The following is a 13,448-nucleotide window of genomic DNA, read 5'->3' on the forward strand; positions in this document are numbered from 1 at the left end:
GGATTCGTGGTTTTAGAGTTCATCTGCAATTTTATTGATCTTTCTCAGTCTATGATTGACACCACTTTTGGTGAGAGGGTTTGTCAAACTGTCTGCCAATTGCTGGATAGAATAATCTGGATGTTGGATACGCAAATGCGCTACTTCCTGCAAATCGACTGGTAAGCTATCTAGTCCAACAGTATCAATGATTTTACTGATACTGTTGATGGTCTTCATACTTGCTGAAACTGTCCGAGCGATATTGGCTGTCTCTGCATTATTGGCACGATTGAGGTCATTACGAGTTTCTCGGAGAATCTTGACACCTTCAAAAGTATCACGTGCCTGCATGGCTCCGACTAATATTAGGAAATCCATAATATCTTCTGCTCGCTGAAGATAGGTCACCGCACCTTTTTTTCGTTCGATAACCTTAGCATCTAACAAGAACTGCTGTAAAAGCGAAGCAAGCCCTTGAGCGTGGTCTACATAAACCGAACTAATCTCTAACTGATACTTGCCTGACTCGGGATCTCTGATACTTCCATTGGCTAAGAATGCACCACAGAGATAGGCACGACCGGCTTCCTCGTCTCCTAAAATATCTGGATCGATCCCTGTTTCCAGGCCAAAGAAAGAATCTGCTAAGCGTAAATCCGCTAACAGTTCTTGAACACGCTCATCTGTAAAAACAGTATAGACACGATTTTTTCGAAGATTGCTTCTCTGGTGGTGACGAATCTCAGACTTGATCCCATAAAAATGTAAGAAAGATTCATAGAGATGACGGGCCAACTTAGCATTTTCTGTAATGACGGACAAGGTCAAACCAGAGCTCGATAAACCAATACTACCCGACATCTTGATAATAGCGGATAATTCATGACGACTCAGGTGATGCTGACTTAAAATTTCTTCTTTTACTGCTACTGTAAAACTCATTTTCTCACCTGTATGATACGCATGAGCTCATCTACGATTAAATCACCATCGTGAAAGGCTCCCCCATTTTCCAAACGTAGAAAGTTGGATGAAATGACACGTGGGACTTGCTGACGCAAACCTTCAAAATCATGCTCAACCTGCACCAAATATTCATCAAAACGGTTGGTATCCATATAGTCCCTCGGAACCTTTTCGATATTCACAAGGACTGTATCGATAAATGGACGACCCAAATGGCTATGCAAAACTTCTACGTGATCACTATCTGAGAAATGCTCAGTCTCTCCTCGCTGGGTCATAATGTTGCAGACATAGGCAATTTCAGCCTTGGTTTCCAGAAGCGCCTGACCAATTTCTTCAATAACGATATTCGGCAAAATCGAAGTAAAGAGGGAACCTGGTCCCAAGACAATCATATCACTCTCAAGAATCGTATTGACGACTCGACGACTTGCCTGTGGCTTTTCATCATCCAGTGTGTTGGTAACATAGACATGGTCAATCATTCCTGGATGATCAGCGATATGACTTTCCCCAGCTACTTCTGATCCATCTTTGAAGACCGCATGGAGTGTCAAAGGATGGTCACTTGATGGGAAAATTTTGCCTGTCGTATGGAAAAATTTACTCAGTAATTGCATGGCATTGTAGGTTGAACCCTGCATTTCAGAAAGTCCTGCTATGAGAATATTCCCCAGAGGATGTCCAGCAAAAGCACCTGCATCTTCAGAGAAGCGGTATTGAAAAACCTTCTCATAGAATTTTGGCATGTCTGACATGGCCACAAGAACATTCCGCAAATCCCCAGGTGGTGTTAATTGCTGCATATTTTTACGCAGTTCACCTGAAGAACCGCCATCATCAGCAACAGTTACAATGGCTGCAATGTCGACATCTCTTTCTCGCAAACTTTTTAAAATAACAGGGATTCCAGTTCCTCCACCGATCACCGTAATTTTGGGTTTTCTCATGAACGGTTTACCGTTTCCTTTCTTCGGTCTTTATCACGATGACTTTCATTTACAGGCCAATTCTTAGACAAATCATTCGCCAGTCGTTTAGCAAAGGCAACACTTCGGTGTTGTCCACCTGTACAACCTACTGCAATGGTTAAAACAGACTTGCCCTCTTTTTTGTAGCCAGGCAGGATTGGTTCAATCAAGGCTAACAAATGACGATAAAAATCTTCAGATTCCTTATGATTCATGACATAGTCATAAACTGCCTGGTCTTCACCTGTCTGGTTACGAAGTTCTGGAAGATAGTAAGGGTTTGGCAAGAAACGCACATCAAATACTAAATCGGCATCAATTGGAATTCCGTATTTAAAGCCAAAGGACATCACCTCAATACGGAAAGATTGCGTTTGTTCTTGGTCCGAAAATTGCTCTGCAATGGTCTTACGGAGTTCACGAGGTGTTAACTCTGTCGTATCTACCACGTTTTGACTCATGTTTTTCAAAGGAGCCAAGAGCTCTCGTTCCAACTTGATTCCATCTAAGATACGACCGTCTGCCGCAAGAGGATGGCTTCTTCTGGTTTCCTTATAGCGCGCCACCAATTCCTTATCAGCTGCATCCAAAAAGAGGATTTTGAAATCCAAATCATCTTGATTTTCCAATTCATCCAAGACTGCCTGAATCTCTGAAAAGAAAGAACGACTACGCATGTCCACCACTAGGGCTAACTTGTGGTCATCATCCTTGGTCTCTACCAACTGTAAAAACTTTGGCAAGAGGGCAGGTGGCATATTATCGATGGTGAAATATCCTAAATCTTCAAAAGATTGAATGGCTACCGTTTTCCCTGCACCACTCATCCCTGTTACAATCACTAGGTGAAGTTGTTTCATTGTCATCATAATCTCCTTATATCAAAAGAAGTTTGGAAGAACCAAACTTCAACTCGCTTATCCAATCTCTGCGATGACTTCAATTTCGACTTTTACATCGCGAGGAAGACGAGCTACTTCCACAGCTGAACGAGCTGGAAATTCCTTATTAAAGGCTGTTTGGTAAACCTCGTTAAAAGGTACAAAGTCGTTCATATCGCTTAAGAAGCAAGTTGTTTTCACCACATGGTCAAAATCTGTTCCCGCTTCTGCTAAAATCGCTCCAATGTTTTTCAAGACTTGTTCTGTCTGTTCTTGAATCGTTTCTCCTACGATTTCTCCAGTTTCAGGAGATAGAGGAACTTGACCGCTAGCAAACAAAAGGTTGCCAACAATTTTTCCTTGAACGTAAGGCCCGATTGCCTTTGGAGCTTTATCTGTATGAATTGTTTTTGCCATCTGTATTCCTCACAATTTCTCTAAAATAGCATCCCAAGCTTGGTCCATTCCTGCTTTTGTTACGGATGAAAAGAGGATAAAATCATCACTTGGATCAAAGTTTAATTTCTTTTTAATAGCTGATTCGTGCTTGTTCCATTTCCCACGCGGAATCTTGTCAGCCTTGGTCGCCACAATGATGACAGGAATCTCATAATACTTAAGAAATTCATACATTTGTACATCATCTGCTGACGGATCATGACGAAGATCAACGAGACTGACAACTGCTCGAAGATTTTCACGAGTAGTCAAGTATTCCTCAATCATGCGTCCCCATTTTTCGCGTTCTTTTTTGGAGACGCGGGCATAACCATAACCAGGTACATCTACAAAACGCATCTTATCATCAATATTAAAGAAATTAAGCAGTTGTGTTTTTCCTGGTTTTCCAGAGGTACGAGCTAGATTTTTACGATTGAGCATAGTATTGATAAAACTAGATTTACCAACATTTGAGCGACCTGCAAGAGCAATCTCGGGAAGTTCATCCTGCGGATAGTGGGACTTGTTGGCTGCACTCAGCAAAATCTCAGCATTGTGTGTATTGATTTCCATGGTCACCTCTAGGCTGTCTCTAGGATTGGCTTAGCTGTTCCATTAACTGCTTCTTTTGTGATACGAACTGTTTTCACATTTTCTTGACTTGGAACTTCAAACATAACGTCTAGCATGGTTTCTTCGATGATTGAGCGAAGACCACGCGCACCAGTTTTGCGTTCAATAGCTTTATTAGCAATCTCTTGAAGGGCTTCATCGTCAAATTCAAGCTCAACATCGTCATATGAAAGCAAGGTCTGGTATTGTTTGACCAAGGCATTTCTTGGTTCTTTCAAAATACGAACCAAATCATCTACGGTCAACTGCTCTAGGGCTGCAAAGACAGGCAAGCGTCCAATCAACTCAGGAATAATTCCGAATTTTTGAATATCTTCTGCGATGATTTCTTGCATGTATGAGCTATTTTCGTCAATGGCCTTGTTGTTTTGTCCGAAACCAATGACTTTTTCACCCAAACGCTGCTTGACAATTTCTTCGATTCCATCGAAGGCACCACCCACGATGAAGAGGATGTTCTTAGTGTCCACTTGAATCATTTCTTGTTGTGGATGTTTACGTCCACCTTGAGGGGGCACGCTAGCTACAGTTCCTTCGATAATCTTGAGGAGGGCTTGTTGGACCCCTTCACCAGAAACATCACGTGTGATAGAAACATTCTCACTCTTCTTGGCAATCTTGTCAATCTCATCGACATAGATAATCCCACGTTCTGCACGCTCAATGTTAAAGTCAGCTGCCTGCAAGAGTTTGAGGAGGATATTTTCAACGTCCTCACCCACATAGCCAGCCTCGGTAAGAGCTGTTGCATCCGCAATAGCAAATGGCACATTCAAACTTTTAGCAAGAGTTTGAGCAAGGAAAGTTTTCCCTGAGCCAGTTGGGCCAATCATTAGAATGTTTGACTTTTGCAAATCAACATCTTCACTATCTTCACGAGTGTCATGGAAATTGATGCGTTTGTAGTGGTTATATACAGCCACTGCCAGAGCACGTTTAGCACGATCTTGACCAATCACATAGTGGTTCAAGATGTTTAGGAGTTCAATTGGTTTTGGTACCTCAGACAAGTCCGCTAAGACTTCCTCAGCCAACTCCTCACGAATGATTTCCTGGGCCAACTCTACACATTCATTACAGATAAAGGCATTGTTCCCAGCGATTATTTTTTTAACTTCTTCTTGGCTTTTGCCACAAAATGAGCAATAAACCATCATATCATTTTTCCTATTTGTAGGCATGATTCCCTTCCGTTCTAATTATTCATTCTCTCTAAAATAAGGTCATATAAAAAGCATGAATGCTATTCACCAAGTTTGTAAAGGCATTAAGCCAAAGTAGAGTAGCAAGTCCAAAGCGCTTTTTACGAAAAGCGTGTGTTCCAGCTACAAAACAGACAGCACACAAAAGAGCTGTAAAAAATCCAAAAATACTACGCTCCATTAGACTTCCTTTCTCTTTCTATATTCGATGGTAAAATCATAGGCATTTTTCTCATCTTTGCTATAAGATTTGCTTGCAATAGTCTCAAAAACAGTCAAGTCAAAATCTTCCGGGAAATAAGTATCCCCTTCAACTTGAGCATGAATTTGTGTCACAATAATCTCATCAAGATAAGGTTCAAAAAGCTGAAAAACCTGTTTGCCACCAAGGATATAGAGATTTTTATCCTGGTTTTGATACCAGTCTAAAACATCCTCAACATTTTGGAAAACCAGAGCCCCCTCAATTGACTCTTCGGGATTGCGTGTCAAAATCAAGGTCTCACGTCCTGGAAGCAAACGTCGTCCCATTCCATCAAAGGTTACACGTCCCATTAAAATGGCATGATTCAAGGTTGTTTCTTTAAAATGCTTTAACTCTGCAGGCAAATGCCATGGCAAGCGATCCTCTTTTCCGATTACACCCTTTTCATCTTGAGCCCAGATGGCTACGATTTTTTTTGTCATGCTTTCATCCTTTTCATTGATAGTTCTATTTTATCAAAAATCTTCAAAAAAGACTGTTTTGGAATGCCCTCCAGAATAGAAAAAATCCGTAGAAAACTTCTACGGATTTTTAGAAAAATAATGTATCTTACAAACCAGGTGCTTGTCCTAATTCTGCTGCAAGCATCCAGACAGTTTTTTCAAGGTCAGCTTTAGCACCAACGAAGATATCATTGGTTACATCATCACTTTCTTCATCTGTTACATCCAATGCTTTTTGGAAAAGAGTGATAAGGTAACGATAAATCTCAAGGACACGTTCCAAGCTTTCTTCGACATTGCGGAACTCTCCAACTTCTTCTTCGATTTCACTGTGTTGAAGGAATTCTGTCAAAGTAGAGTATGGTTTCCCACCGAGTGTAATCAAGCGTTCGCTGATTTCATCTAGGTAAGCATCTAGACTATCCATGTATTCATCCATCTTAGGATGCCATACCATAAAACCACGTCCACGCATGTACCAGTGTACTTGATGAAGAGCGATATGTGCTACATACAAGTCTGCTACGGCTTGGTTAAGCACTTCCTTTGTTTTTGCTAGCGCTTCAGGCGCTGATTTAGATAATGTTGTTACATCTTTTACTGCTTCTTTTTTTAATTCAACCATGTTTCTTACCTCTTTTCATTTTTTCATAGCCACTTTATCAGTGGTTATAATACAAGTATACTACTCCCAGAAAATGATAGCAAGGAAAGTGTACTATCTGAGAAAAGTTCTAATTGACTGATAATTTAAGAAAATGAATGGCTATGTATTCTAGCTATTTTCACTGTTTTTATTAGAGAATTGGCTTTGATAAAGGTCATAATAGAAACCTTTCGCAGCCAAAAGACTTTCATGATTTCCCTGTTCGATTATCTGTCCATCTTTAAGTACCAAAATCTTATCAGCTTCCTGAATCGTAGAAAGTCGATGGGCAATGACAAAACTTGTTCTTCCCTTCATCAAACGTTTCATAGCCTTTTGAATCAAGAGTTCTAGACGAGTATCGACTGATGAGGTTGCTTCGTCCAAAATTAAGATTTTAGGATCTGCCAAGAGTGCACGAGCGATCGTCAACAACTGTTTCTGTCCAAGAGAAATATTACTTGACTCTTGGTTCATTTCCATGTTATAGCCACCAGGGAGGGTGCGGATAAAGTGGTCAACATTGGCAGCCTTAGCGGCTTCGACGATTTCCTCATCAGTTGCCTCAAGATTCCCAAAACGAAGATTTTCCTTGATACTGCCTTCATAGAGCCAGGCATCCTGTAGAACCATCCCAAACTGACGACGATAGTCCTGACGAGACAAGTCTCGAATATCTTGTCCATCCACTAAAATGGCACCAGCTGTAACATCGTAAAAACGCATGAGAAGGTTGATCAAGGTGGTTTTGCCTGCTCCAGTTGGTCCTACGATGGCTACCATCTCTCCAGGTTCAACATCTAGATTGAAGTTACGAATCAATGGTTTATTTTCTACATATTGGAAATCAACATTCTTGAAGCTGACTTGCCCAGTCAAAGGTGCCAGTTCTTTCACTTCAAAAGCTTGGACTTCTTCCTGTTCATCTAACACTTCAAAGACACGGTCTAGCGAAGACTTAGCACTTTGCATTTGCCCTGCTAGTTGAGTAATATTTTGAATAGGCTGGCTAACTTGCCAGACGTATTGGACAAAGGCCTGCATGTTACCGATGGTCAAACGACCTGCAATAACCTGCAATCCACCTAATACTGCAACAATCAGGTAGGTTAAATCCGATACTATGTGAAGGACAGGCATCATCAAACCTGAAATAAAGCTAGCCTTGAATCCGACTTGTTGCAATTCATCTGTAATCTTTTCAAATCTCTCTTGAGAGTTTTCTTCACGTCCAAAAAGTTTTAAAACATTAAAACCTGTCAAGTTTTCCTGTACAAAGCCATTCATACGTCCCAAGATAGCTGCCTGCTGTTTAAAGTAGGACTGCGAACGATTCAGAATCGTTTTAGCACCAAAATAAGTAATCGGAATGGACAAGATAACAATGATAGCCAACTGAAGATTTAGATAGAGAACCATTCCCATCACAAAAAGAATGGTAAAGACTGCATTGACAATCTGTAAGAAAGATTGTTGGAGAGCGTTCGAAACAGTCTCAACATCACTGGTAAAACGACCTAACAAATCTCCAAACTGGTGCTTGTCAAAGTAGGACACAGGGATGCGATTGATTTTTTTACTCATTTCATTTCGCAAATCCTGTATCATAGACTGCACGGCATTGGTCATGAAGTAGTTTGAATAGTATGAACCCAACTCATAAAAAAGCCCACGTAAGAGATAGATAACCAGAATCACTGCAATATAAGAGGTATTGATCCCTGCTCCTGCAACACCATTTGCCATAGCAAGGAGATTGCTCGTTAATTCTGTGATGGCAAGCCCCAACACAAATGGCTCGATAACACTCATAATCACGCTGATGATTTTCAAGAAAACTGCAAAGAAAACAGAGAAACGGTAGGCTTTTAAATAGCTCCATAGACGAGCTAGACTAGATTGTTGTTTCATCCTTTACCTCCTATTCTTCTGTCAGAGATGCATTTTTCAACTGCGACTCAGCAATTTCTCGATAGATGTCATTAGTTTCCATCAGTTCCTCATGGCGGCCACGACCAACGATTTCCCCCTTATCAAGGACGATAATCTGGTCAGCATCCATGATGGTTCCAACACGTTGCGCAACAATCAATACCGTAGCATCTTGCGTCACTTCCTTGAGACGGCGACGCAAGATTGCATCTGTACGGTAATCCAAGGCTGAGAATGAATCATCAAAGATGTAGATATCTGGTCCCTTGATGACTGCGCGGGCAATCGACAAGCGTTGCTTTTGACCACCTGATAGATTGCTTCCCCCTTCAGCCAGATGAGTTGCAAAACCTTCTTCTCGACTTTCGATAAAGTCTTTAGCTTGGGCTACATCAGCTGCTTGATGCAAATCCTCATGACTGGCGTCCTCCTTTCCGTAACGGAGATTATCTGCGATTGTTCCTGTAAAGAGCAAGGCCTTCTGTGGAATAAAACCAATCTTCTGGCGGAGTGATTTGAGTCGGTAATCTCGAACATCTACACCATCGACCTTAATTTTCCCCAGAGTAACATCATAGAAACGTGGAATCAATTGAACCAGGGTCGACTTCCCTGACCCAGTTGAACCGATAAAAGCAATGGTTTCTCCTGGTTTAGCAGTAAAGGAAATGTTATGCAAAACAGGACTCTCTGTTTCTCCAGGATAGGCAAAGGTTACATTATCAAATTCTAGATAACCATGAGTTTCAGTCTCTTGAACTCCATCCTCATTTGGATCAATGGAAATGGGCATATCCATGATTTCCTTCAAACGCTCACTGGATACAGCAGTTCTAGGATACATGGTGAAGAGGTTTGACAAGAAGAGGAAGGATAAGAGGGCATGGAAACTATACTCGATAAAAGCTACCAAATCCCCAATCTGCAGACTTCCCTGCTTGAGGGGGTCAAGGGCAAACCAAACGATAGCCACAATCATAGCGATAATAATTTGCACAAAAAGTGGCTCCGTCAAACCAGTCAATTTGAACAAACGATTGGAATTATCCGCATAGATGGCATTTTTTTCTTCGAAACGATTTTCTTGGAAGTCCTCACGAGCAAAGGCACGAATAACACGCAAACCCATCAAATTTTCACGGACATATTGGTTAATCTTGTCCAGTGTTTTTTGTTGTTTCTCAGATAAGGGACGCGTTTTAACTGCAACATAAATAACTACAACAGCTAGAAAAGGAACGGAAAAAGCCACAATCCAAGCTAGTGACGGACTGGTCAAGAAAATCATGAGAATACTCGACAGCATCATCATGGGAGTAATAACCCCCAACTTAAGCGTTTGTTCTGCAAACTGCATGAGAACAAAGGCATCACTGGTAATACGAGTAACTAGTGAAGAAACACCAATCTGTTCATATTCATGATGAGAATACTCTTGTAGTTTAGCATAGACATCGTTGCGCATGTCCTTAACCATATTGGTCGTCAACTTACTAGCAGCATAGGATAGGATAATCCGTCCAAATGTTCCCAAGACGATAATGACCAACATGATAATAGCCCAAAAATAGAGCTTTTCTTGATCACCTTGATTAATCCCTTGGTCAATCATGCGAGCCAGAACAGTCGGTAGTCCGAGATTGACAATGACAAAGAAAATAGCTCCGATAAAGTCTAATAGTAGCCACTTAGGATAACGTTTGAGATAAGACCAAATATACAGCATGATTCTCCTTTCTTTTTCTTCTAATACTCTTCGAAAATCTCTTCAAACCACGTCAGCTTCGTCTTGCCGTATATGTGTTACTGACTTCGTCAGTTCTATCCACAACCTCAAAACGGTGTTTTGAGCAACCTGCGGCTAGCTTCCTAGTTTGCTCTTTGATTTTCATTGAGTATAAAATGCAGAAAAGAGCGTGCTTTCGCACGCCTTTTTACTAAAAAGAAGACAGGCAGCCAAAACCTCAAGAGAGGGAACTGTCTGTCTCAGATATTTAAAGATTATTTTACAAAGTCAAGCAATGCCAAGAAGCTTTCTGGATCAAGTGATGCACCACCAACAAGAGCTCCGTCGACATCTGGACAAGCCATGTATTCTGCAACGTTTTCAGGTTTAACTGAACCACCGTATTGAACACGTACTTTATCAGCTACTTCTTGACCAAAGTCAGCTGCTACAACGTCACGGACAACTTTACACATTTTTTGTGCGTCATCTTGTGAAGCAGATTTACCAGTACCGATAGCCCAGATTGGCTCGTAAGCGATAACTGATGCAGCAACTTGCTCAGCTGTCAATCCTGCAAGAGCAGCAGATACTTGAGCACCTACGAATTCAGCAGCTTTTCCTGCTTCGTAAGTTTCAAGAGACTCACCACAACAGATAATTGGAAGCATACCGTTAGCAAAGATTGCTTTTGCTTTTTTGTTGATGTCTTCGTCTGTTTCGTGGAAGTAGTCACGACGCTCTGAGTGACCGATCACAACATAGTCAGTACCGATTTCTTTCAAAACTTGTGGGCTAGTTTCACCAGTGAAAGCACCAGTATTTTCAAAGTAGCAGTTTTGAGCAGCAACTTTAAGGTTTGAACCTTTAGCAGCAGCAAGAACAGTTGTCAAGTCAACTGCAGGAGCTGCGATACCTGCTTCAACAAGGTCTGATGAAGGAAGTTTTGATGCTACAGCTTCAACGAATGCTTTTGCTTCTTCTGGGTTTTTGTTCATTTTCCAGTTACCAGCGATAAATGGTTTACGTGACATTTCACATACCTCTTTTTTCATTTTATTTTCTACTTATTTTATCATAAATAGAGGGAGCTTGCAAATCTTACTCTGTAACTAGAAGTCTTCTTTTCAAATACTTTCCAGTCGTCAATTCTATTTAGAGTCTGGCTTTTTCCTGGTTAATTTGACCACTGCTTCTGTCCTAGCCGTGTGCGGAAACATATCAACCGACTGGATATAATGCAGGTCATAGACTTCCATCAATCTGACTAAATCACGCGCCAGGGTAGATACATTGCAGGAAATGTAGACCATCTTTTCAGGAGCGTATTTGACAATGGTATCCAAGAGCTTGTCATCTAAACCGGTACGCGGTGGGTCTACAATCAAGGCACCGGCACGATAGCCTTCCTTGTACCAACGAGGGATGATTTCTTCTGCAGTTCCAGCTTCATAGTGAGTATTGGTATAACCCATGCGCTTGGCATTTTCTTTGGCATCCTCAATAGCTTCTGGAATAATATCCATCCCTCTCAGACTTTTAACTTTTTTGGCAAAGGCAAAACCAATGGTTCCAACACCACAATAGGCATCAATCAGATGGTCATTCTCATTTACGTCCAAGGCCTTAACAGCTTCACTATAGAGAATTTCAGTCTGTTCAGGATTGAGTTGGTAAAAAGCTCGTGGTGAGAGAGAAAACTCATAGTTTAATACACCCTCACGTATACTATCTTGCCCCCAAATAATCTCTGTCTTGTCCCCATAAATCTCACTGGTTTTAGCCGTGTTGGTATTGACAGCCACAGTTACGATTTCTGGATAATCCTTGATTAGGTCTTTTACAAATTGAGTCAGATTCAATTGACGATTGGTCACAATAATGATCTGGACTTGACCAGTTTTTCGCGCTCGACGAACCATGATAGTTCGAACTCCAAGAATTTTACGTTCATCCGTAATCGGAATTTGATGATAGGTCAAGAGCTCTGCAATGCGGTTGGCAATAGCTTGTGTCTCCTTGTCTTGAACCAGGCAGTCTTTTAACTCGACCAAATAATGAGAATTTTGAGCATACAAACCTGCCTTGACTTGACCTTTGAACTTTCGAGTTTGGAATTGCAGTTTAGCCCGATAATACTTGGGTTCCTGCATGCCAATGGTCGGTCTAATCTCATAGTTTTCGTAACCAGCAGGTGCAAATTTCTTCAGAGCTTGGTGGAGAAGATCCGTCTTGAACTCCAGTTGCTTGTCGTAATGCAGGTGCATGATTTGACAGCCACCACACTCATTATAGATGGTGCAGTCTGGAACCACTCGAAACTTGGATTTTTTATTGACCTCAAGGAGTTTTGCCTCAACGTAGTTACGTTTAACTGAAGTCACCTGACAATAGATATCTTCTCCCTTGAGGGCGCCTGGGACAAAAACGAGAGTTTTCTGGAAAAATCCGATACCTTCCCCGTTTATCCCCATGCGCTTGATTTTTAATGGAATTTTTTGTTTGACTTTTAGATTCATAAGTCTATTATACCACGTAGTTTCTCAATGGTTAAGAATATGTTACAATAAAACCATGAATACAAAGATATCTCATTTTTCCCCATTGGATTTTCCTGAGCAATTACGAACTTATACAGAGGGAGCAACTCTTTCTGACAGCTCTTCTCATTCAGGCGCAAGGGTTCTCTATCTTGATTCAGGTTACTATTTGAAAATAGATCAAAAGGGAAGATTAGAGCGAGAAGCTAGAATTGCAAGTTTGTTTGAACAAGAGGAAATAGGAACGCCAGTCATCCGCTATCTATCTACAGATAAAGACTACCTCCTGACTAAAGAGGCTATTGGCCATGATTCTCTCGCTTTTTTAGATCAACCAGCAAAAATCTGCCGTACCATGGCAGAGGCTCTTAAAAAACTTCACAGCTTTTATCCGCAAAATTTTCCATCAGAAAATCATTTACAGGCCTATAAAGACAGAGCCTTAAAAAACTATGAAAAAGGTGAGTTCTATGCCAAGGCCCTCCTACCCCAATTCCAGATTAACGGTCGCGAAGAGGCCTTCCAACTCATCCAAGAACAAGGGCACCTTTTAAAGACAGATGCCTTTATTCACGGGGACGCCTGTCTACCGAACTTTATTCTAAAAGATGCCGACCAATTCTCTTGCTTTATTGACCTTGGCTTAGCTGATTTTAGCGACCGACATATCGATCTCTTTTGGGCAGTTTGGTCCCTCAACTATAACCTACATGACCCTAAATACGCTGAACTATTTCTTGACTATTATGGGAGAGAGCAAGTTGATATAAATAAACTTCGACTCGTTGCTGCCTTTGAAGCGTTTGGATAAAAGGAAAAC

General features: G+C 41.2%; 14 protein-coding genes. 1 reads left to right on the forward strand and 13 read right to left on the reverse strand.

Annotated features, from left to right (window positions below):
- Positions 1-12 precede the first annotated feature (12 nt).
- The 13 genes from whiA to rlmD all read right to left on the reverse strand — a co-directional run bounded on the left by whiA (position 13) and on the right by rlmD (position 12,607).
- On the reverse strand, positions 13-924 hold the full coding sequence (whiA, locus tag ACVC7R_RS02965) for a DNA-binding protein WhiA (RefSeq protein WP_447263469.1): 912 nt from the start codon (positions 922-924) through the stop codon (positions 13-15).
- Positions 921-1,898 carry a YvcK family protein gene (locus ACVC7R_RS02970; RefSeq protein WP_447263470.1) on the reverse strand — a complete coding sequence of 326 codons (978 nt, stop codon included), beginning with the start codon at positions 1,896-1,898 and terminating at the stop codon, positions 921-923. The genes whiA and ACVC7R_RS02970 overlap by 4 nt, the downstream gene beginning before the upstream one ends.
- The gene (gene rapZ / locus ACVC7R_RS02975; RefSeq protein WP_214262266.1) at positions 1,895-2,785 is read right to left on the reverse strand and encodes an RNase adapter RapZ; all 891 of its coding nucleotides are present in this window, start codon (positions 2,783-2,785) and stop codon (positions 1,895-1,897) included. Before rapZ ends, ACVC7R_RS02970 begins: the two co-directional genes overlap by 4 nt.
- A gap of 51 nt (positions 2,786-2,836) precedes the next feature.
- The gene (locus tag ACVC7R_RS02980; protein ID WP_001140424.1) at positions 2,837-3,217 is read right to left on the reverse strand and encodes a RidA family protein; all 381 of its coding nucleotides are present in this window, start codon (positions 3,215-3,217) and stop codon (positions 2,837-2,839) included.
- Between the two features lie 9 nt (positions 3,218-3,226).
- Entirely contained in the window at positions 3,227-3,814 is a 588-nt protein-coding gene (yihA, locus tag ACVC7R_RS02985) for a ribosome biogenesis GTP-binding protein YihA/YsxC (RefSeq protein WP_049494688.1), read from the reverse strand.
- A gap of 8 nt (positions 3,815-3,822) precedes the next feature.
- Positions 3,823-5,055 carry an ATP-dependent Clp protease ATP-binding subunit ClpX gene (gene clpX, locus ACVC7R_RS02990; RefSeq protein WP_447263471.1) on the reverse strand — a complete coding sequence of 411 codons (1,233 nt, stop codon included), beginning with the start codon at positions 5,053-5,055 and terminating at the stop codon, positions 3,823-3,825.
- Positions 5,056-5,086: 31 nt separating this feature from the next.
- Positions 5,087-5,257 carry a hypothetical protein gene (locus tag ACVC7R_RS02995; protein WP_000442253.1) on the reverse strand — a complete coding sequence of 57 codons (171 nt, stop codon included), beginning with the start codon at positions 5,255-5,257 and terminating at the stop codon, positions 5,087-5,089.
- Positions 5,257-5,763 carry a dihydrofolate reductase gene (locus ACVC7R_RS03000; RefSeq protein ID WP_447263472.1) on the reverse strand — a complete coding sequence of 169 codons (507 nt, stop codon included), beginning with the start codon at positions 5,761-5,763 and terminating at the stop codon, positions 5,257-5,259. Before ACVC7R_RS03000 ends, ACVC7R_RS02995 begins: the two co-directional genes overlap by 1 nt.
- Before the next feature lie 127 nt (positions 5,764-5,890).
- Entirely contained in the window at positions 5,891-6,409 is a 519-nt protein-coding gene (locus ACVC7R_RS03005; RefSeq protein ID WP_447263473.1) for a Dps family protein, read from the reverse strand.
- Between the two features lie 150 nt (positions 6,410-6,559).
- On the reverse strand, positions 6,560-8,341 hold the full coding sequence (locus tag ACVC7R_RS03010) for an ABC transporter ATP-binding protein (RefSeq protein WP_447263474.1): 1,782 nt from the start codon (positions 8,339-8,341) through the stop codon (positions 6,560-6,562).
- A 10-nt stretch (positions 8,342-8,351) separates the two neighbouring features.
- Positions 8,352-10,088, reverse strand: a complete 1,737-nt coding sequence (locus tag ACVC7R_RS03015) for an ABC transporter ATP-binding protein (protein ID WP_447263475.1) — start codon at positions 10,086-10,088, stop codon at positions 8,352-8,354.
- 275 nt (positions 10,089-10,363) lie between these two features.
- Positions 10,364-11,122, reverse strand: coding sequence for a triose-phosphate isomerase (gene tpiA / locus ACVC7R_RS03020; RefSeq protein WP_447263476.1), 759 nt, complete (start codon positions 11,120-11,122; stop codon positions 10,364-10,366).
- Positions 11,123-11,239: 117 nt separating this feature from the next.
- Complete coding sequence (gene rlmD / locus ACVC7R_RS03025; RefSeq protein WP_447263477.1) at positions 11,240-12,607, reverse strand: 23S rRNA (uracil(1939)-C(5))-methyltransferase RlmD; 1,368 nt, start codon at positions 12,605-12,607, stop codon at positions 11,240-11,242.
- A 55-nt stretch (positions 12,608-12,662) separates the two neighbouring features.
- Between rlmD and ACVC7R_RS03030 the strand changes: the two genes are divergently transcribed.
- Positions 12,663-13,439, forward strand: coding sequence for a phosphotransferase (locus ACVC7R_RS03030; RefSeq protein ID WP_447263478.1), 777 nt, complete (start codon positions 12,663-12,665; stop codon positions 13,437-13,439).
- The last annotated feature ends 9 nt before the right edge of the window (positions 13,440-13,448 follow it).

The organism is Streptococcus sp. Z554, assembly GCF_053010305.1.

Excerpts from the sequence above, each read along its gene's own strand:
- whiA (WP_447263469.1), bottom strand. The coding sequence starts at position 924 with ATGAGTTTTACAGTAGCAGTAAAAGAAGAAATTTTAAGTCAGCATCAC.
- ACVC7R_RS02970 (WP_447263470.1), bottom strand. The coding sequence starts at position 1,898 with ATGAGAAAACCCAAAATTACGGTGATCGGTGGAGGAACTGGAATCCCT.
- rapZ (WP_214262266.1), bottom strand. The coding sequence starts at position 2,785 with ATGACAATGAAACAACTTCACCTAGTGATTGTAACAGGGATGAGTGGT.
- ACVC7R_RS02980 (WP_001140424.1), bottom strand. The coding sequence starts at position 3,217 with ATGGCAAAAACAATTCATACAGATAAAGCTCCAAAGGCAATCGGGCCT.
- yihA (WP_049494688.1), bottom strand. The coding sequence starts at position 3,814 with ATGGAAATCAATACACACAATGCTGAGATTTTGCTGAGTGCAGCCAAC.
- clpX (WP_447263471.1), bottom strand. The coding sequence starts at position 5,055 with ATGCCTACAAATAGGAAAAATGATATGATGGTTTATTGCTCATTTTGT.
- ACVC7R_RS02995 (WP_000442253.1), bottom strand. The coding sequence starts at position 5,257 with ATGGAGCGTAGTATTTTTGGATTTTTTACAGCTCTTTTGTGTGCTGTC.
- ACVC7R_RS03000 (WP_447263472.1), bottom strand. The coding sequence starts at position 5,763 with ATGACAAAAAAAATCGTAGCCATCTGGGCTCAAGATGAAAAGGGTGTA.
- ACVC7R_RS03005 (WP_447263473.1), bottom strand. The coding sequence starts at position 6,409 with ATGGTTGAATTAAAAAAAGAAGCAGTAAAAGATGTAACAACATTATCT.
- ACVC7R_RS03010 (WP_447263474.1), bottom strand. The coding sequence starts at position 8,341 with ATGAAACAACAATCTAGTCTAGCTCGTCTATGGAGCTATTTAAAAGCC.
- ACVC7R_RS03015 (WP_447263475.1), bottom strand. The coding sequence starts at position 10,088 with ATGCTGTATATTTGGTCTTATCTCAAACGTTATCCTAAGTGGCTACTA.
- tpiA (WP_447263476.1), bottom strand. The coding sequence starts at position 11,122 with ATGTCACGTAAACCATTTATCGCTGGTAACTGGAAAATGAACAAAAAC.
- rlmD (WP_447263477.1), bottom strand. The coding sequence starts at position 12,607 with ATGAATCTAAAAGTCAAACAAAAAATTCCATTAAAAATCAAGCGCATG.
- ACVC7R_RS03030 (WP_447263478.1), top strand. The coding sequence starts at position 12,663 with ATGAATACAAAGATATCTCATTTTTCCCCATTGGATTTTCCTGAGCAA.